General features: G+C 68.3%; 17 protein-coding genes and 1 pseudogene. 9 read left to right on the top strand and 9 right to left on the bottom strand.

The features are described 5' to 3' along the window. Positions 1 to 12 precede the first annotated feature (12 nt). A pseudogene (locus XM1_RS25045) lies at positions 13 to 741 on the bottom strand (alpha/beta fold hydrolase); the annotation flags it as partial. A gap of 93 nt (positions 742 to 834) precedes the next feature. Here XM1_RS25045 and XM1_RS17165 point away from each other — a divergent pair. Further along, a complete protein-coding gene (locus tag XM1_RS17165) occupies positions 835 to 1,242 on the top strand; it encodes a CoA-binding protein (protein WP_068435633.1) in 408 nt (135 codons plus the stop codon). A gap of 138 nt (positions 1,243 to 1,380) precedes the next feature. On the opposite strand, the gene XM1_RS17160 is transcribed toward XM1_RS17165, so the two are convergent. The 5 genes from XM1_RS17160 to purM are packed head-to-tail and all read right to left on the bottom strand — an operon-like array spanning position 1,381 to position 6,730. After that, a complete protein-coding gene (locus tag XM1_RS17160; protein ID WP_068435631.1) occupies positions 1,381 to 3,408 on the bottom strand; it encodes a PAS-domain containing protein in 2,028 nt (675 codons plus the stop codon). Positions 3,409 to 3,417: 9 nt separating this feature from the next. Then, on the bottom strand, positions 3,418 to 3,942 hold the full coding sequence (locus tag XM1_RS17155; protein WP_068435629.1) for an adenine phosphoribosyltransferase: 525 nt from the start codon (positions 3,940 to 3,942) through the stop codon (positions 3,418 to 3,420). Positions 3,943 to 3,997: 55 nt separating this feature from the next. Beyond that, positions 3,998 to 4,969, bottom strand: coding sequence for a glycosyltransferase family 9 protein (locus XM1_RS17150; RefSeq protein ID WP_068435627.1), 972 nt, complete (start codon positions 4,967 to 4,969; stop codon positions 3,998 to 4,000). After that, positions 4,962 to 5,579, bottom strand: a complete 618-nt coding sequence (purN, locus tag XM1_RS17145; protein WP_068435625.1) for a phosphoribosylglycinamide formyltransferase — start codon at positions 5,577 to 5,579, stop codon at positions 4,962 to 4,964. Before purN ends, XM1_RS17150 begins: the two co-directional genes overlap by 8 nt. Before the next feature lie 56 nt (positions 5,580 to 5,635). Next, positions 5,636 to 6,730 carry a phosphoribosylformylglycinamidine cyclo-ligase gene (purM, locus tag XM1_RS17140; protein WP_068435623.1) on the bottom strand — a complete coding sequence of 365 codons (1,095 nt, stop codon included), beginning with the start codon at positions 6,728 to 6,730 and terminating at the stop codon, positions 5,636 to 5,638. Positions 6,731 to 6,793: 63 nt separating this feature from the next. On the opposite strand from purM, the gene XM1_RS17135 reads away from it, so the two are divergent. From XM1_RS17135 to XM1_RS17120, 4 genes are read left to right on the top strand one after another with little or no spacing between them, the layout of a single operon-like run. After that, entirely contained in the window at positions 6,794 to 7,870 is a 1,077-nt protein-coding gene (locus XM1_RS17135) for a DUF2066 domain-containing protein (RefSeq protein WP_068435620.1), read from the top strand. 2 nt (positions 7,871 to 7,872) lie between these two features. Continuing rightward, the gene (locus XM1_RS17130; protein ID WP_068435618.1) at positions 7,873 to 8,949 is read left to right on the top strand and encodes an AI-2E family transporter; all 1,077 of its coding nucleotides are present in this window, start codon (positions 7,873 to 7,875) and stop codon (positions 8,947 to 8,949) included. Continuing rightward, positions 8,946 to 9,641, top strand: a complete 696-nt coding sequence (locus tag XM1_RS17125) for a DNA replication protein (protein ID WP_068435617.1) — start codon at positions 8,946 to 8,948, stop codon at positions 9,639 to 9,641. Before XM1_RS17130 ends, XM1_RS17125 begins: the two co-directional genes overlap by 4 nt. Beyond that, a complete protein-coding gene (locus XM1_RS17120) occupies positions 9,616 to 10,395 on the top strand; it encodes an SDR family oxidoreductase (protein WP_068435615.1) in 780 nt (259 codons plus the stop codon). The genes XM1_RS17125 and XM1_RS17120 overlap by 26 nt, the downstream gene beginning before the upstream one ends. Here XM1_RS17120 and XM1_RS17115 read toward each other — a convergent pair. Together XM1_RS17115 and XM1_RS17110 are read right to left on the bottom strand one after the other, a co-directional pair. Beyond that, complete coding sequence (locus XM1_RS17115) at positions 10,392 to 12,578, bottom strand: tetratricopeptide repeat protein (protein WP_068435613.1); 2,187 nt, start codon at positions 12,576 to 12,578, stop codon at positions 10,392 to 10,394. The two genes, XM1_RS17120 and XM1_RS17115, sit on opposite strands and share 4 nt — an antisense overlap. A 40-nt stretch (positions 12,579 to 12,618) precedes the next feature. Next, on the bottom strand, positions 12,619 to 13,164 hold the full coding sequence (locus XM1_RS17110; RefSeq protein WP_231920562.1) for a histidine phosphatase family protein: 546 nt from the start codon (positions 13,162 to 13,164) through the stop codon (positions 12,619 to 12,621). An 89-nt stretch (positions 13,165 to 13,253) separates the two neighbouring features. On the opposite strand from XM1_RS17110, the gene XM1_RS17105 reads away from it, so the two are divergent. The 4 genes from XM1_RS17105 (at position 13,254) to XM1_RS17090 (ending at position 18,950) form a co-directional block, all read left to right on the top strand. Beyond that, positions 13,254 to 15,392, top strand: a complete 2,139-nt coding sequence (locus tag XM1_RS17105; protein ID WP_068435609.1) for an RNA degradosome polyphosphate kinase — start codon at positions 13,254 to 13,256, stop codon at positions 15,390 to 15,392. 6 nt (positions 15,393 to 15,398) lie between these two features. Continuing rightward, on the top strand, positions 15,399 to 16,883 hold the full coding sequence (locus XM1_RS17100) for a Ppx/GppA family phosphatase (protein WP_068435607.1): 1,485 nt from the start codon (positions 15,399 to 15,401) through the stop codon (positions 16,881 to 16,883). A gap of 123 nt (positions 16,884 to 17,006) precedes the next feature. Then, entirely contained in the window at positions 17,007 to 17,468 is a 462-nt protein-coding gene (locus XM1_RS17095) for a YaiI/YqxD family protein (RefSeq protein WP_068435605.1), read from the top strand. A 93-nt stretch (positions 17,469 to 17,561) separates the two neighbouring features. Next, on the top strand, positions 17,562 to 18,950 hold the full coding sequence (locus tag XM1_RS17090; protein WP_156428766.1) for an ATP-binding protein: 1,389 nt from the start codon (positions 17,562 to 17,564) through the stop codon (positions 18,948 to 18,950). Here the strand turns inward: XM1_RS17090 and XM1_RS17085 are convergent. Then, entirely contained in the window at positions 18,934 to 19,563 is a 630-nt protein-coding gene (locus tag XM1_RS17085) for a YkgJ family cysteine cluster protein (protein ID WP_068435601.1), read from the bottom strand. The two genes, XM1_RS17090 and XM1_RS17085, sit on opposite strands and share 17 nt — an antisense overlap.

Below are 19,563 nucleotides of genomic sequence, written 5' to 3'. Positions count from 1 at the left end.
CGCCAGGGTGGCCTGGGGATGTCCGGCCATCATCAGGTGTCCGGCCCGCTCCAGCACCACGGCGCGGCCCTGGGGCAGGCGCGCCGCCAGGGCGCGCCCGGCATCGGGCGAGGCCATGCGGTCCTGGCCGCCGACGATCACCGTGGCCGGGCAGCCGACCCTGGCGGCGGCGGCGTCGCCCCCGTCATAGGCGCTGCAGGCGGCAAGGTCGACGTGCAGCACGCCGGGCGCGGCCTGGGCCAGATGGGCGGCGGTCGCGGTGATCAGCTCCGGGGGCGCGGGCGGCTCCTTGGCAAACCCCCATTTGGCGATCAGGGCGCAGGCGGCGTTGGGATCGTCGCGGGCCATGTCCAGCAGCGCCTGGTTGACCGGCATGGACGCGGCGGCGCCCAGCAGCAGCAGGGAACGGACCCGGTCGGGATGGCGGGCGGCACACTCGAGCGCGGCCAGTGCTCCCATGGAATGACCGGCCAGGACGGCCTTCTCCACCCCGGCGGCGTTCAGGAAATCGGCCAGCCAGCCGGCCAGGGCGGCGATGGTGTCCAGGGCGGGGCCTTGCGAGGCGCCGTGGCCGGGCAGGTCGGGAACCAGCACGCGCCAGCCTTGGGCGGCCAAGCCCTGGGCGATGCCGCTCCAGGTGGAATGGCTGCCGCCGGCGCCGTACGCCAGCAGCACGGCCGGATCGGAGTCCTTGCCGAACGCGCTGGCGAACACCGCCTTGCCTTGAACCGTGACGTCCATCCCTTCCTCCCCGGCCAGTGCGCCACTTTAGGAAGGCTGGCGAAAGGCGGCAAGGCCGCTATAGTTTCCTTCGGACTTCCGGGAGAGACGCACGTGCCTGCCAGCGACAGCCTGATCGACCATATCTTCAAGACCGTCCGCACCATCGCCGTGGTGGGCTTCAGCAACAATCCCTCGCGGCCCAGCCATTACGTTGCCGCCTATCTCCAGCAGCGCGGCTATCGCGTGGTGCCGGTCAATCCCGGCCTGGACGGGCAGGAATTCCTGGGCGAGACGGTCTACAAGGACCTGGCGTCCATCCCGTTTCCGGTGGACATGGTGGACATCTTCCGCAATTCCGACGCCGCCGGCCCCATCACCGACGAGGCCGTCGCCATGGGCGCCAAGGTGGTCTGGATGCAGCTGGACGTGATCAACGAGGAGGCGGCCGCCCGCGCCGAGGCGGCGGGACTGGCGGTGGTGATGGACCGCTGTCCCAAGATCGAGCTGGGCCGGAGGTAGGGATAGAGTCCGCTCGGCTTAGAAGGAAGCATCTCCATTGGCCGTCATTGCCGGGCTTGACCCGGCAATCCATGGACCCCCGGATCAAGTCCGGGGGTGACGAAACGAAAAATCGATTCTGTGAAACCCGGGCAGACTCTAGATATCGACCGCCGCCATGTTGTCGGTGACGATGCGTGACGCCGGGAAGGTGACGGTCACGGTGGTGCCGCGTCCCGGCTCGCTGTCCAGGGCCAGCGTCCCGCCATGGGCCGTGACCAGGGCCTTGGTCAGCGGCAGGCCGAGGCCGCTGCCCTCGTATTTGCGCGACAGCCTGGTGTCGGCCTGAACGAAGGGTTCCATCACCAGCCGCATTTCCTCCGAGGTCATGCCGATGCCGGAATCGGTCACCGTGATGGTGAACCCGGCCTTGGCGACGCGGGCGCCGATGACGACCCGACCGCCCTCGTCGGTGAATTTCACCGCGTTGGAGCCCAGGTTGAGGATGATCTGGCGCAGTCGCCGCTCGTCGGCCAGCAGCAGCGGCAGCGAGGGGGGCAGGTCCTCGACCAGGCTGATGCCGGCATTGTCGGCCCGGCGGCTCAAAAGCCGTATGGCGGTGCGGATCATGTCGGGGACATGCACCGCCGCCTCCATCAGGTCGGTCATCCCGGCCTCGGCCTTGGACATGTCCAGAATGTCGTTGATCAGTTCCAGCAGGTGCTGGCCGCTTTCGTGGATGTCGTCCACGTAGGTGCGGTAGCTGGCCGGCTCCAGCGGCCCGAAGATCTCGTGCTTCATCATCTCGGAAAAGCCGATGATGGCGTTCAAGGGGGTGCGCAGCTCGTGGCTGATATTGGCCAGGAAGGTGTTCTTGGCCCGGTTGCCGCGCTCGGCCTCCTCCTTGGCGTCGCGTAGCGTCTGCTCGGTGTGCTTGCGGAAGGTGACGTCGGTGAAGCTGAGGATCAGCCCGCCGCCCGGCATGGAAGAGGACCGCACCTCCATGATGATGCCGCTGGGGGCGAAATGCTCGAACACCATTTCCGGACGTTCGCGGATACTTTCGGCCAGATCGGCGGTCAATTGGGCGCTGTGACGGCCGGGCGGAGTGTCGTTGGCGGCCAGCAGCGCCATGAACAGCGAGATGTCGATGGTGCCGGGCGTGATCTCCGCGTTGGGCAGGCCCAGCATGCGGATGGCCGATTCGTTGAGCGCGATCAGGGCGTCGTCCGAGGCGAACACCGCCACGCCCTGGGGCATGTTGTCGATGATGGCCTGCAGCCGGTCCGCCTCCTGGCGCAGGCGGTCCTGGCTGTCCATCAGCGCCTGTTCATTCTTCTTGCGCTCGCTGATGTCGCGGATCACGCCGATGAAGGTCAGCATGTCGCCCTGGTGCATCTCGGCGATGGCCAGTTCCATGGGAAAGCGCGTGCCGTCCCGGCGCAGGCCCTCCACCTCGCGCCCCGCCGAGCCGATCTTGCGGATTCCGGTCTCGAGATAGGAGCGGATGTAGCCGTCATGGGCGCTCTGATGGGGATCGGGCATCAGCATGCTGACGTTGCGCCCCACCACCTGGTCGGCGGTCCAGCCGAACAGGCGTTCTGCCGCCGGATTGAAGCTCAAGACCGTGCCGGTCTCGTCGATGGTGACGATGCCGTCCACCACCGTGTCCATCACGCCCTTCAGCCAGGACACCGTGCCTTCCAGCGAGATCTGCGCCTGCTTGCGCGGCGTGATGTCGCGCAGGATGCGCAGCTGGCCTCCTTCCTGGGTGGCGTAGGCGGCGACGCTGATCCACTGTCCGTCGCGGAACTTGTCGTCGCCGGCGGTGGCGTCGGTCAGCCCGCCGCCCGACATCTTGCGCCCCAGCCAGTCCCCGCCCTTGTTCTCGCGCCGGGCGAGTTCGGCCATCAGGTCGTCGAAGCGCGCACCCGGAACGATCAGATCCTTGATGGGCGACAGCAGCTGGCGATAGCGCTCGTTGCAGGTGATCAGCAGATTGCCTGCGTCGTAGAGGGCGACGCCGTCCCGGCTGTTGCCCAGGGCCTCGACCAGAAGCCGCTGGGCGTCCAGCGCTGCCTCTCCGTTCGTCGCGGGGCGGGCACGGCGACGGCCGAGCGCGAGCAGCGTCACCGCCGCTCCCACCGCCATTCCGGCCAAGGCCGCCTCGATCCCCGCGAAGGGCATCTCCCGCTCCTATTCGTCGTAGGAGGCGAGGCAGGTGAAGGGAACGTCCAGTTCCTTGAGCCGCTGCTTGCCCGGCAGGAAGGCCAGGTCGATGATGGTGGCCGCGCCGGTGACGTGGGCTCCGATCTTGCGCAGCAGCTCGACGCCCGCCGCCATGGTGCCGCCGGTGGCCAGCAGATCGTCGAGGATCACCACCCGCTTGCCCTCCTCGATGGCGCCCTTCTGGATCTCGATGGTGTCGGTGCCGTATTCCAGGGCGTAGTCGTGGCGGATGGTCTCGCCCGGCAGCTTGCCCTTCTTGCGCAGCATGACGAAGCCGCAGCCCAGCTTCAGCGCCAGCGGCGCCGCCACCAGGAAGCCGCGCGATTCGATGCCGGCCAGCACGTCGGGCTGGAACCGGATGATGTCGCGGGCCAGGCGGCCCATGGCCACCTGCCAGGCGTCGGGATGGGCCAGCAGGGTGGAGATGTCGTAGAACAGGATGCCCGGCTTGGGGAAGTCGGGAACGCCGCGGATATGGTCCTTGATATTCATGACGGCACTCGGTGTTGCGGTTGCGGGAATATGGTAGACCCAGCCTTGACCTGGGTCAAAGTAACAACGGCAGAAGGGCCTTTTCCACGGCCTCCAGCGGAATGGAGTCCATGGCCTCGCCGCCGAAATCCTGGGCGCGGACGATGGCCGCCCGGCGGGTGTGGGGCGCGAACTTGTGGGCGGCCGTGGGCCCGAACAGCGAGACCAGCGGAATGTCGGCGGCGCCCAGCATGTGGCCGGTGCCGCTGTCGTTGGCCACCGCCGCCGCCAGCCGGCGGCCCAGCGCGATGGTCAGCATGGGGGTGAGCCTCGCCGTGTCCTGCAGCGGCAGCAAGGCCTGGGGCAGGGCGGCCCGGATGGTGGCGGCCCAGTCCTCGGCCTCGGCGGGACCCAGCAGGAAGACCGGCACGGCGTCCTTCAGCCCGGCGGCCAGCGCGATGTAGCGCTCCAGCGGCCAGCATTTCCAGCGCCCGCCCGCGCCGGGCGCCAGCCCCACATAGCGCGGCCCGGCGGGCAGCAGGCGTTCGGCCTCGGCCTCGATGGCCGCATCGCGGGGCAGGGGGGAGGTTTCTGCCACCTTGCGGCCCGCCGCCGCCTCGACCAGCTGCATCAGCTGGCCGATCATGGCCGCCGGCCGGGTGGTGTCGGCGGGCTTGCCGTCCGAGAACAGGAAACCGGCGGTGGCCGAGATGAAGCGGCCATGGCGGATGCGCTTCAACACCAGGGTGGTCAGGCCGCGCCGTTGGGTGTCGATGATCAGGTCGAAAGAACGGCCGGGCAGGGGGCGGCGGCCCATCAGTTCCAAAGGCCGCTCTCCGATGCGGGTGAAGGGCAGGATCTCGTCGATCAGGCCGGTGACCAGCGGCGCCAGGATATCCTCGAACACCGTCGGTCCCTTGCCCGACATCCAGGTGATGCGGGCTTTGGGGAAGGCGGCGCGCAAGGCGCGGATGAACGGCAGCTTGATCAAGCCGTCGCCGACCGCGTCCAGGCCGACATAGATCAGGATGGAGGCGGGGTCACTCACGGATGAGGGCACGGTTGCCTTCGACGGTGACGCGGCCCTCGGCCAAGAGGCGCAGCGCTTCCGGGTAGGCCTTGTGCTCCTGCTCCAGCACGCGGGCGGCCAGCGTGTCCTCGTCGTCTTGGCTAAGGACCGGTACCGCCTTCTGCACCAGGATGGGGCCGTCGTCCAGTTCCGGCGTCACCAGATGGACGGTGCAGCCGTGCAGCTTCACCCCCGCCTCGATGGCGCGGGCGTGGGTGTGCAACCCCTTGAACGAGGGTAGCAGGGCGGGATGGATGTTGATCATCTGGCCCCGCCAGCCTTCGGCGAAGGGTGTGGACAGCAGGCGCATGAAGCCGGCCAGGCAGACGATCTCGATGCCGGCGGCCCGAAGCGCCTTGTCCATCTCGGCGTCGAAGGCCTCGCGACTCGGAAAGCCCTTGTGCGGGATGGTCAGCGTCGGCACGCCGGCCTTCTCGGCGCGCTCCAGGGCGTAGACGCCGGGCACGTTGGAGATCACCAGGGAGATCTCGGCCGGGAAGGAGGGATCGGCGCAGGCGTCGAGCAGGGCCTGGAGATTGCTGCCCCGGCCCGAGACCAGAACGCCGACCTTCTTCTTCTTCAAGCTCATCGTCCTCGATCCTTGACCGTCATCCCTCGGCTGCGCCTCGGGATGACAAGCGGGCGCTACACCCAATCGCCCTGGTTCAGCACCTGGGACTGGGCCTCGTCACCCTTGCGGGCGCGGATGCGGCCGATGCGCACCACGGTCTCGCCATGCGCGCCTAAGATGCGGGCGGCCTCGTCGGCCTTGGATGCCGCGACCACCACCACCATGCCGATGCCGCAATTGAAGGTCCGCGCCATCTCGTGGGCGACCACGCCGCCCTCCTTGGCCAGCCACTTGAACACCGGCGGCAGGGCCCAGGCGGAGCCGTCGATCTCGGCGACCACGCCTTCGGGCAGGACGCGGGGCACGTTCTCGATCAGGCCGCCGCCGGTGATGTGGGCCATGGCCTTCACCGTGCCGGCCTTGATGGCGGCCAGCGTGCTCTTCACGTAGATGCGGGTGGGCTCCAGCAGGGCCTCGCCCAGCTTGCGGCCCGGCGCGAAGGGCGCGTCGGAATCATAGGACAGGCCGCCCTTTTCCACGATGCGGCGCACCAGGGAATAGCCGTTGGAGTGCACGCCCGACGAGGCGAGGCCCAGCAGCACGTCGCCCTCGGCCACGTCTTCACGGGGCAGCAGGGCGTCGCGCTCGGCGGCGCCCACGGAAAAGCCGGCCAGGTCGTAATCGCCGTCGGAATACATGCCGGGCATCTCGGCCGTCTCGCCGCCGACCAGGGCGCAGCCGGCCTGGCGGCAGCCCTCGGCGATGCCTGACACGATGGCGGTGCCCGCCTTCACGTCCAGCTTGCCGGTGGCGAAATAGTCGAGGAAGAACAGCGGCTCGGCGCCCTGGACCACCAGATCGTTGACGCACATGGCCACCAGGTCGATGCCCACGGTGTCGTGCTTGCCCGCCTCGATGGCGACGCGCAGCTTGGTGCCGACGCCATCGGTGGACGACACCAGGATCGGGTCCTTGAACCCGGCGGCCTTGAGGTCGAACAGCGCGCCGAAACCGCCGAGGCCGGCGGCGCCCCCCGAACGGGCGGTGGACTTGGCGAGCGGCTTGATGGCCTCGACCAGGGCTTCGCCGGCGTCGATGTCGACGCCCGCATCGCGGTAGGTCAGGCCGGTGCTTTTATCTTGCGCGGGAATGGGCTTCCTCGTGGGCATGGGTGTGGTATGGTCTCGGCGAAAATCGAGTGGGTCAAAATACTTCATCCCGGACGGTTTGCAATGTCTTCTCGCGGTCTCCGGCTCGGTTGGCTGGTCCTTGTTGTCGCGCTGCTGGCGCTTCCCGGCGTCTCCATGGCCGCCGACGCCTTCGCCGTGCGCGGCATCGAGGTGGACGTCACCGCCCAGGGCGTGGCGGCGGCCAAGGAACAGGCCATCGCCGAGGCCGAGAGGGTCGGCTTCCGGCGTCTGCTCGAACGTCTCACCATGCCCGCCGACCATGGTCGCCTGCCCCATGCCGACGCGCTGCAATACGTGCGCGACGTGGCCATCGAGCACGAGCGCTCGTCGGCGGTGCGCTACATCGCCACGCTCACCGTCCGCTACAATCCGCAGGCGGTGAAGAAGCTGCTCCAGGGCGCCGGCGTCAAATATGCCGAACCCCGGCCCCGTCCGGTGGTGATCGTGCCGGTGTTCCGTCCCATCGGGGTCGGCCGCGCCCTGCTGTGGGACGATCCCAATCCGTGGCGGGCCGCGTGGCTGGGCCTGGGCAGCGGCGGTCTGGTGCCGCTGGCGGTGCCCACCGGTGACATCGCCGACATCCAGTCGCTCACGGTGGAGAAGGCGCTGGCCGGCGATTCCGAGGCGCTGGCCGGTCTCGGCGCCCGTTTCCGCACCCCCGACGTGCTGGTGATGACCGCCATGGTCAACGGCGCCACCAACGCCGTCGACGTGACCGCCACCGGCATGCCCGGGGTGATGAAGCCCTTCGACACCCGCTCCTATCCCATCGGCGAGGCCGGTCTGGACGCGGCGCTGCGCCAGGCGGCGTCCGAAGCCGGCCAAACCCTGGACAACGCCTACAAGCAGTCTAACCTGCTGTCCTTCGACCGGGCGGCCTCCATGGCGGTGATGGCCCCGCTCAAGGGCCTGGAGGACTGGATCGCGGTGCGCGAAAGGCTGGGCCGCGTCACCTTGGTGCGTCGCTGGGAGATCGTCTCGCTGTCTCGGGAAGAGGCGGCCCTGATGCTGCACACGGTGGGCGAGCCCGAGCAGGTGAAGACCACCTTAGGTGCCGCCGGGCTGCTGCTGGATTGGAACGAGGGATTCTGGGTGATGCGGCTCAAGGGGGTGCCATGAGCATGAGTTCGGGGCAGCGGCTGCGCTTCTGGCTGATCGGCGGCGCCGTCTTCCTGGTGCTGCTTTACATGCTGCGCGGCGTAATGCTGCCGTTCGTGGCCGGCATGGCGGTGGCCTATTTCCTCGATCCGCTGGCCGATCGCATGGAGCGGGCCGGGCTGTCGCGCACGCTCGCCACGGGGATCATCTGCCTGGTGTTCTTCGGCGTGCTGGGAATCGGCCTGACCCTGCTGGCCCCGGTCATCCAGAGCCAGGTGGTGACCTTCGTCCAGAAGGTCCCGACCTATGCCCAATCCCTGCATCAGCGCGCCCTGCCGCTGCTGGAGGAGGTCTATCGCCACCTGTCGCCCGAGGATCTGGACAAGCTGCGCGCCTCGGCCGGGGCCTATGCCGGCACGGCGGTGGAATGGGGCCTGGGCGTGGTCAAGGGCGTGCTGTCGGGCGGCATCGCCGCCATGAGCATCCTGTCGCTGCTGTTCATCACCCCGGTGGTGACCTTCTACCTGCTGCGCGACTGGGACCACATGGTCGTCAAGGTGGATCACTGGCTGCCCCGCCACCATGCCGACACCATCCGTCATGAACTCAAGGAGATCGACCGCACCATCGCCGGCTTCGTGCGCGGCCAGGCCATGGTCTGCATGATCCTGGCCGTGTTCTACGGCGTCGGGCTGACGCTGACCGGTCTGGACCTCGGCCTGATGATCGGCCTGGGCACCGGGCTTGGAGCCTTCGTTCCCTATGTGGGCATGCTGATCGGCCTGATCGCCAGCGTCGGGCTGGCCTTGGCCCAGGGCGGCGAATGGCACCTTTTGGGCGGCGTCGGCGTCGTGTTCCTGTTCGGCAACATCCTGGAAGGCAACTTCCTGACGCCCAAGCTGGTGGGCGACCGGGTGGGGCTGCATCCGGTGTGGATCATCTTCTCGCTGCTGGCCGGCGGCGCCCTGTTCGGCTTCGTCGGCATCCTGCTGGCGGTGCCCGCCGCCTCGGTGATCGGCGTGCTGGTCCGCTTCGCGCTGCAGAACTACATGCGAAGCTCGCTCTACGACGGAATCGGGGACGATTACAGCAAGTCATGAGCGACGCCCAGCTTCCCCTGGCGTTCGGGCATGTGCCCTCGCTGGCCGCGGACGACTTCCTGGTGGCGCCTTGCAACGGCGAGGCCCATGCCTGGGTGGCCGCGCCCGAGCGCTGGCCCGGTCCGGCCAGCATCCTGGTCGGCCCGGCCGGCAGCGGCAAGACCCATCTGGCCCATCTCTTCGCCCATGACGGCGGCGGCGTGCTGGTCTCGGCCGCCGAGTTGACGCAAGAGGCGACGCGCCCCCTGCTGGAAACGGTGCCGGTCCTGGCGGTGGAGGATTGCGACCGCGCCCCCCGCGACGAGGTGGCGCTGTTCCACCTGATCAACCAGGGCCGCGAGCTGGGACGCCGGCTGCTGCTGACCGCGCGCGTGCCGCCTTCCGCCTGGGGCGTGGGGCTGCCCGACCTGCGCTCGCGGCTGCTGGCCATGCCGGTGGCGTCCATCGGGGCGCCCGACGATTCCCTGCTGGCCGCCCTGCTGGTCAAGCTGTTCGATGATCGCCAGTTGCGCATCGGCGAGGATGTGGTTCACTTTCTGGTGGGCCGCATGGAGCGCAGCTTCGCCGCCTGTGCCCGGGTGGTGGAGCGTCTGGACCGCGCCGCCCTGGCCGGACGGCGCGCCGTCACCGTGCCGCTGGCCCGGCGCATTCTGGAGGGTGAGGATCATGGATCTGGGACTGAAGGGCCGTAGCGCCATCGTCTGCGGCGCGTCGCGGGGCCTGGGCCGCGCCTGCGCCGAATCCCTGGCCCGCGAGGGCGTCAACGTGGTGATGGCGGCGCGCCGCCCCGACGTGCTGGAACAGGCCGCCAAGGAAATCCGCGCCAGGACCGGGGCCGCCATCAAGACGGTGCCGGTGGACGTCACCACGCCCGAGGGGCGCGGCGTGCTGCTCTCCATCCTGCCCGATCCCGACATTCTGGTGACCAATGCCGGCGGCCCGCCGCCCGGCGATTTCCGCGACTGGGACCGCGCCCAGTGGATCAAGGCGCTGGACGCCAACATGCTGACCCCCATCGAGCTGATCAAGGCGAGTGTGGATCACATGATCGCGCGGAAGTTCGGCCGCATCGTCAACATCACCTCGGCGGCGGTGAAGGCTCCCATCGACATCCTGGGCCTGTCCAACGGGGCCAGGGCGGGGCTGACCGGCTTCGTCGCCGGGCTGGCGCGCCAGACGGTGCGCCACAACGTCACCATCAACAACCTGCTGCCCGGCCCCTTCGACACCGACCGCCTGCGCGTCACCATGGAAGGCCAGGCGGCCAAGCGCGGGCTTTCCGTTGATCAGGTGCTGGACGAGCGGCGCGGCGCCAATCCGGCGGGACGCTTCGGCGACCCGGCCGAATTCGGCGATGCCTGCGCCTTCCTGTGCTCGGCCCAGGCCGGCTACATCACCGGCCAGAACCTGCTGATCGACGGCGGGGCGTTTCCCGGCACGCTTTAGGCGGGGCGCGCCACCGACTTCAGGAAGGCGGCCAGCCCGGCTGCGGGGGCGGGGTTGTCGAACACGCCGGGGCCGTTGGCCCGCATGACCTGCGAGACCTGCTCGCGGTAGGCCGGGTCGGTCGCCAGGCGGGCGGCCAGGGCCACATAGGCTTCCTCGTCCGGCGCCACCAGTTCGCCCAGTCCGGCGGCGCGCAGGATGCCGGCCGACACGCGGCCGCGCAGCAGGCGGCCGTTTCCCGCCACGATGGGCGTGGCGCAGGCCAGGGCTTCCATGGTGGTGTAGCCGCCGGACCAGTCCAGGCTGTCCAGCGAGATATCGGCGGTCTTGATCATGCCGAGAAATTCCTTGGACGTGACCGCGCCGTGGATGCGCACGAAGTGCCTGGCGTCGAGACCATGGGCGGCGAAGGCGTGCTCCATGCGCTTCAGGAACACTTCCTTGTAGATGCCGAAGCGGTCGATGAACTCGATGGAGCATTCCCCCACCGCCTTGGCGATGCGCGGGAACAGATGGTCGCGGCCGGGCAGCATCTTGTACAGGCTTTGGGCGCAGAACAGCCGTGGACCCTTGCGGTCGGGATCGGGCTGAGGCTCGACGGCCTCGTCCACCTTGGGAGGCGCAAGATTGAAGCCGATGCCCGGCAGGCGGACCAGCCTCTCGGTGTAGTGGGCGTCGGCATCCTCGGGCTCGATCAGCTCGCCGCTGAGGAAATAGTCCATGCTCTGCATGCCGGTGGTTACCGGATGGGCGAAGGCGGCGCACTGGATGGGGGCGAGGCGCAGCATGGCCAGGCGGTCCATGCGCGGGTCCAGCCCCACGTCGGGATAGATCAGCACGTCCAGTTCCGCCTCGGCCACCTTGCGGGCGAGCTGGTCGGTGGGCAGGTAGGCGTCGACCAGATGCTCGGCGATGGCGGCGGTGGCCTCCGTCCCCTGGTCCCAGGTGGCGCCGGCGTGGAAGACGAAGACCTCGAAGGTGTCGCGGTCCAGGCCCGCGATCCAGCCCCGCATCAGCTGGTTCACCACATGGAAATGGAAACTGCCGGACAGGAAGCCGACCCGGATGCGGGGGCGGGCGGGGCGGGGCGGAACCGGAGCGCCGAAGCCGTGGCAGGCCTGGGCGACACGGGTTTGGGCGCCGCGCAGCTGACGGTTGAGGTCGCGGTCGTTTTCGCCCTGATAGGCCAGGAAGAACACGTCCAGCTCCAAGATGCCGGCCTGGGCGGGCAATTGCGCCGCCGGCAGGGCGTGGATTTCGGCCGCGACGGCTTCCAGCTTCTCGGCGAAACGGCGGCGCCATTGGGCAACCTGCTCTTCGGTTTCGTACTGGTTGGGCAGCACCAGCGCATTCCACCAGCGGGCCTCGATACAGCCGCCCTTTTCCAGGAAGGCCGTCGATTCCACGGCCCGGCCGGTGCGGGCCAGGAGCTTGCCGAGATTGAGGTTGACCTCGGCCGCGTCGGGAAAGCGCTCGAGCAGGGAGCGGTACTGCTGTTCCGCATCCTCCTGACGGCCGAGGACGCGCAACGCCATGGCCCGATTGTTGGCGGCCACCGGGTCGGCCGGATTGAGGCGGAGCAGGCGCTCGAAACAGTCCAGCGCCTCCTGGCCCTGGCCGCAGGCGTAGTGCAGCAGGCCGAGATCGTTGACGGCGGCGGGAAAGTCGGGCTGTGCCGACAATACCGCCTGAAAGGCCGCCAGGGCCCCTTCCACGTCGCCGGTGTCCCGGAGCGCCCGGCCGAGGAGGTGGCGGCTCGGCACCCGTCCGGGCTCGCGCGCCAGAAGGCCTTGGAGGAGGGGGCGGGCCTCGGCCGCCCGGCCGGTCTCGATCAGCAGGCGGGCCAGGTTGTCGGCGGCGTCGCCGAGGTCGGGGGCCAGGGCGAGGACGCGGCGGAACGACTTTTCCGCATGTCCCTTGTGGCCGCCGGCGGCCTGGGCCGATCCCAGCGCGTTCAGCGCCATGGGGTTGTCGCCGTGCTTGCGCACCAGACGGTTCAGCACCTCGGCGGCTTCGGCCGGCTTGCCGCCCGACAAGAGCGCGATGCCGAGGTAATAGAGGGGCTCGGGGGCGTTGGGATTGCGTCCGTTCAGGGTGCGGAACTGGCGGGCAGCCTCGTCCCAGCGGCCCTGCTGCAGGGCGCCCATGCCTTGGCGGAAGATCAACTGAAGGTCTGCGGACATGGGAAAGGAGAGCCCTGCTGCCGGAACTGTGCGGCGACGGTTATAGAGCCGAATCGGCGACGGGTGAAGCCGTCTCCAGATCCTTTGGGCGGACGAAGGACAGCAGCCGACCCCGCCCGGCCTCCAACTCGCCCCAATGGCCGATGTCCAGGCCGATCTCCGCCAGGGCGCCGGTGGGGAACTTGGCGGCCAGTTCGGCCAGCAAAGCGGGGTCGCCGTGATGGTCGACCAGCACCTCGGCCAGGCGGCCGATGCCGGGATTGTGCCCGACCAGCAGCACCGAATCCATGTGCTCGTCCATCCGGCGCAGGCGGTCGAGCAGCCTGGACTTGCCCGCTTCGTACAATTCCTCCTCGATGGCCACCGGGACGCCTTCCAGATGGGGCTCGATCAATTCCCACGTGGCCACGGTGCGCGCCGCCGCCGAGACCAGGGCGATGCCGGGGCGAAATCCCTGTTCCGCCATGTGGCGGCCCATGCGCTTGGCGTCCTTGCGGCCCCGCCCGTTCAATGGGCGGTCGAAATCCTCGGACGAGGGGTCGTCCCAACTGGACTTGGCGTGGCGCAGCAGAAAGAGTTTTCTCATATCCGTAACCGCCTCGGTCATGACAGGGCTTCGATCAGGATATATAAATGAACGGGGGCGCACCACGCCTCGTCCAATGGAGAAACGCCGTGACTCATGCGCAGGCCGTCGACATCCCGGTCATCGACATCGAATCCAAGGATCGCTTCATCAATCGGGAGTTGTCGTGGCTGGCCTTCAACGGCCGGGTGATCGAGGAAGCGTTCAATCCGCACCATCCGTTGCTGGAGCGGCTGCGCTTCCTGTCCATCTCGGCGGCCAACCTGGACGAGTTCTACATGGTGCGCGTCGCCGGCCTCAAAGGTCAGGTGGACGCCGGCGTGATGACCACCAGCCAGGACGGGCTCACTCCGGCCCAGCAATTGGCGGCCATCAATTCCGAGGCGGCCCGGCTGCTGGAAGCCCAGAAGAAGTGCTGGCGCGAGCTGAAGGTGGAGCTGCGCCAGGCGGGCATCGCGGTGATCGACCGTTCCGAGCTGTCCAAGGCCGACATGAAATGGCTGGAAGGCCGCTTCATGGAGCATGTCTTCCCGGTGCTGACGCCGCTGGCCATCGATCCGGCCCATCCCTTCCCCTTCCTGCCCAACGGCGGTTCGGCCCTGGTGCTGCATCTCTACAAGCTGGATGACGGCGAGGTGCTGCGCGCCCTGCTGCCGCTGCCCAGCCAGATCGAGCGCTTCACCCGCCTGCCCGGCGACGGCATCCGCTTCCTGCCGCTGGAAGAGTTCGTGCTGTTGTTCCTCGACCAGCTGTTCCCCGGTTTCCGTATGGAATCCTTCGGCCATTTCCGGGTGATCCGCGACACCGAGATGGATATCGACGAAGAGGCCGAGGATCTGGTCCGCGTGTTCGAATCCGCCCTGAAGCGGCGGCGGCGCGGCCACGTCATCCGCCTGTCGTTCGGCGCCGGCATTCCGCAGGACCTCAAGGATCTGGCCATCGCCGAGATGCACGCCGACGAGGAGGACGTGTTCGAGATCGACGGCCTGCTGGGGCTGGTGGATACCAAGCGCCTGATCGTCGACGAGCGCCCGGACCTGCTGTTCCCGCCCTACCATGCCCGTTTCCCGGAACGTATCCGCGATTTCGGCGGCGATTGCTTCGCCGCCATCCGCAAGAAGGACATCGTGGTCCACCACCCGTTCGAAAGCTTCGACGTGGTGGTGCAGTTCATCCGCCAGGCGGCGGCCGACCCGGCGGTGGTGGCCATCAAGCAGACGCTGTACCGCACCAGCGCCGATTCTCCCATCGTCAAGGCGCTGGTCGAGGCGGCCGAGGCGGGCAAGTCGGTCACCGCCATGGTGGAGCTGAAGGCCCGCTTCGACGAGGAGGCCAATATCCGCTGGGCCCGCGACCTGGAGCGCGCCGGCGCGCAGGTGGTCTTCGGCTTCCTCGAACTCAAGACCCACGCCAAGATTTCCCTGGTGGTGCGGCGCGAGGGCGGCACCCTGGTGTCCTACGTCCACTTCGGCACCGGCAACTACCACCCGATCACCGCCAAGGTCTATACCGACCTGTCGTTCTTCACCTGCGACCCGGCGCTGTGCCGCGACGCCGCCAAGACCTTCAACTACATGACCGGCTACGCCAAGCCCGACGGCATGGAAAGCCTGGCCATCGCGCCGATCTTCCTGCGCAAGAAGGTGCTGTCCCTGATCGAGGCCGAGATCGCCAACGTCAAGGAGGGCAAGCCCGGCGCCATCTGGGCCAAGATGAACTCGCTGGTCTGCCCCCAGCTGATCGACGCGCTCTACCGCGCCTCGCAGGAAGGGGTGAAGGTGGATCTGGTGATCCGGGGTATCTGCTGCCTGCGGCCCGGCGTGCCCGGCCTGTCCGAGAACATCCGGGTCAAAAGCATCGTCGGCCGTTTCCTCGAGCATTCCCGCGTCATCTGCTTCGGCAACGGCCACCGCCTGCCGTCGCGTCACGCCAAGATCTTCATTTCCTCGGCCGACTGGATGCCGCGCAACATGGACTGGCGGGTGGAATCCTTCGTTCCCATCGAGAATCCCACCGTGCATCGCCAGATTCTCGACCAGATCATGGTGGCCAACCTCAAGGATCAGGCCCAGACCTGGATCCTGCGTCCCGACGGCGTCTACGAGCGCTTCAAGGCCGAGGAAGGCGCGTTCAACGCCCACACCTACTTCATGACCAATCCGTCGCTGTCGGGGCGCGGCAGCGCGGGCGAACGCGGGCGCAAGTCGAAACACCTGCAGCTTGCCTAGACCGACATGAAGATCAAGCTCCGCCAGGAACCCATCGGCATCGTCGATATCGGGTCCAATTCCATCCGCCTTTGCGTCTACGACATGGCGCAGCGGGTGCCCGTGCCGCTGTTCAATGAAAAGGCGGTGTGCGGCCTGGGCCAGGGCGTGGGCAGTTCCGGCCGCCTGTCGCCCGAAGGCGTCGAGGCCGCCCTGGTGGCGGTGGGCCGTTTCGTCACCCTGTGCCGGGCCATGGAGGTGGAGCGTCTGGACGTGCTGGCCACGGCGGCCGTGCGCGATTCCGCCGACGGCGCCGATTTCGTGCGCGAGATCGAGCGGCGCTTCGATGTCGAGGTCAAGGTGCTGTCCGGCGGCCAGGAGGCCAAGATGGCCGCCATGGGCGTGCTGTGCGGCACGCCCGACGCCAACGGCATCGTCGCCGATTTAGGCGGCGGCTCGCTGGAGCTGGTGACGGTCCAGGACCAGGATTTCGGCCTGCACGTCACCATGCCGCTGGGTCTTCTGCGCCTGACCGAGGCCTCGGGTGACGACAAGGGCAAGGCCGCCGACATCGTCGATGGCCACCTGAAGAATATTCCCTGGCTGGGCGAGGGCAGGGGGCGCAACCTCTATGCCGTGGGCGGCGCGTGGCGCTCCATCGCGCGCATCTGCATCAGTCAGACCCAGCATCCGCTGACCGTGCTCGACAATTTCTCCCTCGACGCCCGCGAGGCGCTGTCCATCCTGGAGCTGGTCTCGACCCAAAGCCGCAAGTCGCTGGAGAAGATTCCCGGAATCTCCAAGAAGCGCACCAGCGGCCTGCCCATGGCGGCGCTGATCCTGGCCCGGGTGATCCGCGCCGTCGGCCCGTCGCGGCTGGTGTTCTCCATCTACGGCATGCGCGAAGGCCAGTTCCTCAAGCGGCTGCCCGACAAGCTGAAGCACGAGGACCCGCTGCTGTCGGTGTGCCGCCACATGGCCTTGCTGAATTCGCGCTTTCCCGAGCACGGCGACGAGCTGCTGGCCTGGATGGCGCCGCTGTTCCCCGCCGAGAGCAAGCGCGAGATGCAGTTGCGCCACGCCGCCTGCCTGGTGTCGGACATCTTCTGGAACGAGCATCCCGACTACCGCGCCGAACAGGCCTTCCTGCGCATCCTGCGCCTGCCGTTCATGGGGGTGGGCCACCGTCACCGCGCGGCAATCGCTTTCGCGGTGTTCTGCCGCTACCAAGGCAACGAGGACTCGCCCGAGGTGGCGCGCTTCATCCAGCTGCTGGACGAAGGCGCCTTCCGCCGCGCCCGCACGGTGGGCCTGGCGCTGCGCCTGGCCCACACCCTGTCGGGCGGCGCCCCCAACCTGCTGCGCCAGACCCGGCTGTTCGTCGAGGACAAGTACCTGATCCTGGAAGTGCCCGCCGACAACCCGGCCTTCACCTTCGAGGGCGACCGCTCCTTCGACCGGCTGGCCAAGGTTCTGGACTGCGAGGCCCTGATCTTCCGGCGGGTGACGTGATTCCGACGAAGGGCCGGCCAAAGGCCGGCGCGAGGAGGCAAGGCCAAAGGCCGCCGCGGCTTATGCCGCGTGAGCCAAGGGCCACGGAGCTGGCCCGCCCGGCGCCTGAGGGGCGAAATTGAGATGACCAAAATCTACATCGACGGCGACGCCTGTCCGGTCAAGGACGAGGTGTTCAAGGTGGCGGGGCGCTACGGCCTGGCCGTCACCGTGGTGGGCAACGCCTGGCTGCGGCTGCCCCAGGACCCGCTGATCACCATGATCGTCGTGCCCGAAGGCCCCGACGCCGCCGACGACCGCATCGCCGAACTGATCGCGGCCGGCGACATCTGCATCACCAACGACATTCCCTTAGGGTCGCGCTGTCTGGTCAAGCAGGCCCTGGTGCTGCGTCCCAACGGCAAGCCCATGACCGAGAATTCCATCGGCGACGCCCTGGCGACGCGCGACCTGATGAACACGCTGCGCGAGACCGGCACCATGACCGGCGGTCCCGCGCCCTTCGCCAAGGCCGACCGCTCGCGGTTCCTGTCGGCGCTGGACACCATGGTCCATCAGGCAAAACGGGTCATTCCCCGGCCATAGCAGCTATGCCCAGTTGCGGCTTGGCGGTTGGAAGCGTGAATACTAAAGTCTAGTGCGATGTTCGTGCTAGACGTGCCCACAGCCATATTCGCCATGGGGCTTCTGCTTATCGTCCTTGGGCTGATGTTCCAGGGCGGCTGGAGGCCGGGCGAGATTTATGCCCCCAGCCGGCAATGGGCGCCCAGCGCCATTCTCTCCGGCCTGGGCATGGTGCTGATTTCCCTCAGGGGGTACTGGCATCCATTGCTGTCGATCATTCTGGCCAACGCATTGCTGCTGGGCAGCGTGTGCCTGCTGCATCGCGGGGTTGCGGTGCATGTGGGGCGGCCGCCGGCCGACCGCTGGTACGGGCTGTCCCTGGCCGCCCTGATCCCCTCGTTCCTGTGGTTCACCTTCCATCAGCCCGATGTTCAGATCCGCATCGCCATCCTGTCGCTCATCATGGCGCCGTTCCTGGGGCATTGCGCGCTGCTGCTGCGGCACGGACCGCCCAGCTTCACCAACCGTCTGTTCCGGTGGGTACTGGGGTTCATCACCCTCTGGTTCGCGGTGCGGGCCGCTGCCGGCGGCCTGGGTGTGGCGGTGGGGGAAAGTTATCTGCGCGAAGGCGGCCTGACCGCCGTCAACGTATTCATCTCCAGCATCTCGGCGGTGGTGATGGTGGCGGTCCAGTATCGCCTGGAAGCCGAAAGGGTGGGGGCGGCGCTGGCGGCCGAGGCCGAGAGCCTGCGCCGCGACCGCGACCGGCTGGAGGAGACGGTCGCCGAGCGCACCGCCGAGCTGTCGCGATCCAATGCCGAACTGGAGCAGTTCGCCTATGTCGCCTCCCATGACCTGCGCCAGCCCTTGCGCATGGTCAGCAGCTATATCAGCCTGGTCGAACGGCGCCTGGGCGGCGCGCTGGATGGCGATTTGCGCGACTTCATCCATTTCGCCGTGGACGGGGCCCGGCGCATGGATGCCATGATCGTCGGCCTGCTGGACTATTCCCGCATCGGCCGTGGGGAGCGGGCGTTCGCCCCGGTGGATCTGGCGCGGGCGGTGCAGGAGGCGCTGAGCAATCTCGAACCGGCCATTTCCTCGTCCGGAGCGGTGGTTGAGGTGCAGCCCGGCCTGCCCAAGGTCCAGGGTGACGCCATGGAATTGCTGCGGCTGTTCCAGAACCTGGTCGGCAACGCCTTGAAATATGTGGTGCCGGGAAGCGTTCCCCATGTGCGGATCGCTTGCGCGGACCTCGGCAATTTCTGGCAGGTGACGGTCGAAGACAACGGCATCGGGGTGCCTTCCGACTCCGCCGAGCGTATTTTTGGGGTGTTCCAGCGGGCGGTTGAGCGCGAGGCCTATGACGGATGCGGCATCGGGCTGGCCATCTGCCGCAAGATCGCCGAGGGGCACGGCGGCTCGATCACCGTCGAGGCGGGGGCGGACGGCGGCAGCCTCTTTCAGGTGCGGCTGCCCAAGGATCTCACGGGCGGCGGCTGAGGCCGGCGTTCAGCGCCAGGGCGAGATTGAGCGGCGCGGCTTCCCAGCCGCCGGCCGCCAAGGCATCCAGCAGCCCCATCTGGCCATGGGCCCAGACGCCCTGCTGCGCCGCCAGGACGGGGGTGCGCACCGCCTCGCCCTCGAAGGAGCGGCGGCAGGCGTTGGCATCGGCGGAATTATGGGCGCGGCAGGGCAGCGGCCGGGATTCGTGGATGCCGCACAGCCCGTCGTCTTCCAGCAGCGGACAGCGGATGCGCGCCGCCCACCATTGCCGCTGGTCGAGGCCGGCGCCCTTGGCCGCCGCTTCCCTGGCGCGGGCGGCGATGGCGGCGCGGGCTTGCGGTTCCTTGGCGGCGATGGCTTCGGCCACCAGCTCCAGCTCGGCCGCCGAGACGGCGACGATCTGATGGCAGCACCAGGCGCAGCCGGCGGCGCAGGCCTGGCGCTTCACCTGTTCATCCAGGTTCAGCGCCCGGCGGACCTGATCGAAGAAGGAATCGGTGGCGGCGATGGCGGCGCGGGCGGCCGCGGCCAGCCCCCTGCCCTGATTAAAGGCTTCGGTTGCGGCCTGGGCGGCCCGGCGTTTGGCGTCGGAATAACCGAGCCCGGCCAA

It is taken from the genome of Magnetospirillum sp. XM-1 (assembly GCF_001511835.1).
GTDB lineage: Bacteria > Pseudomonadota > Alphaproteobacteria > Rhodospirillales > Magnetospirillaceae > Phaeospirillum.
The sequence above is the reverse complement of the archived record's forward strand: the minus strand, read 5'-3'. Positions and strand labels throughout refer to the sequence as shown.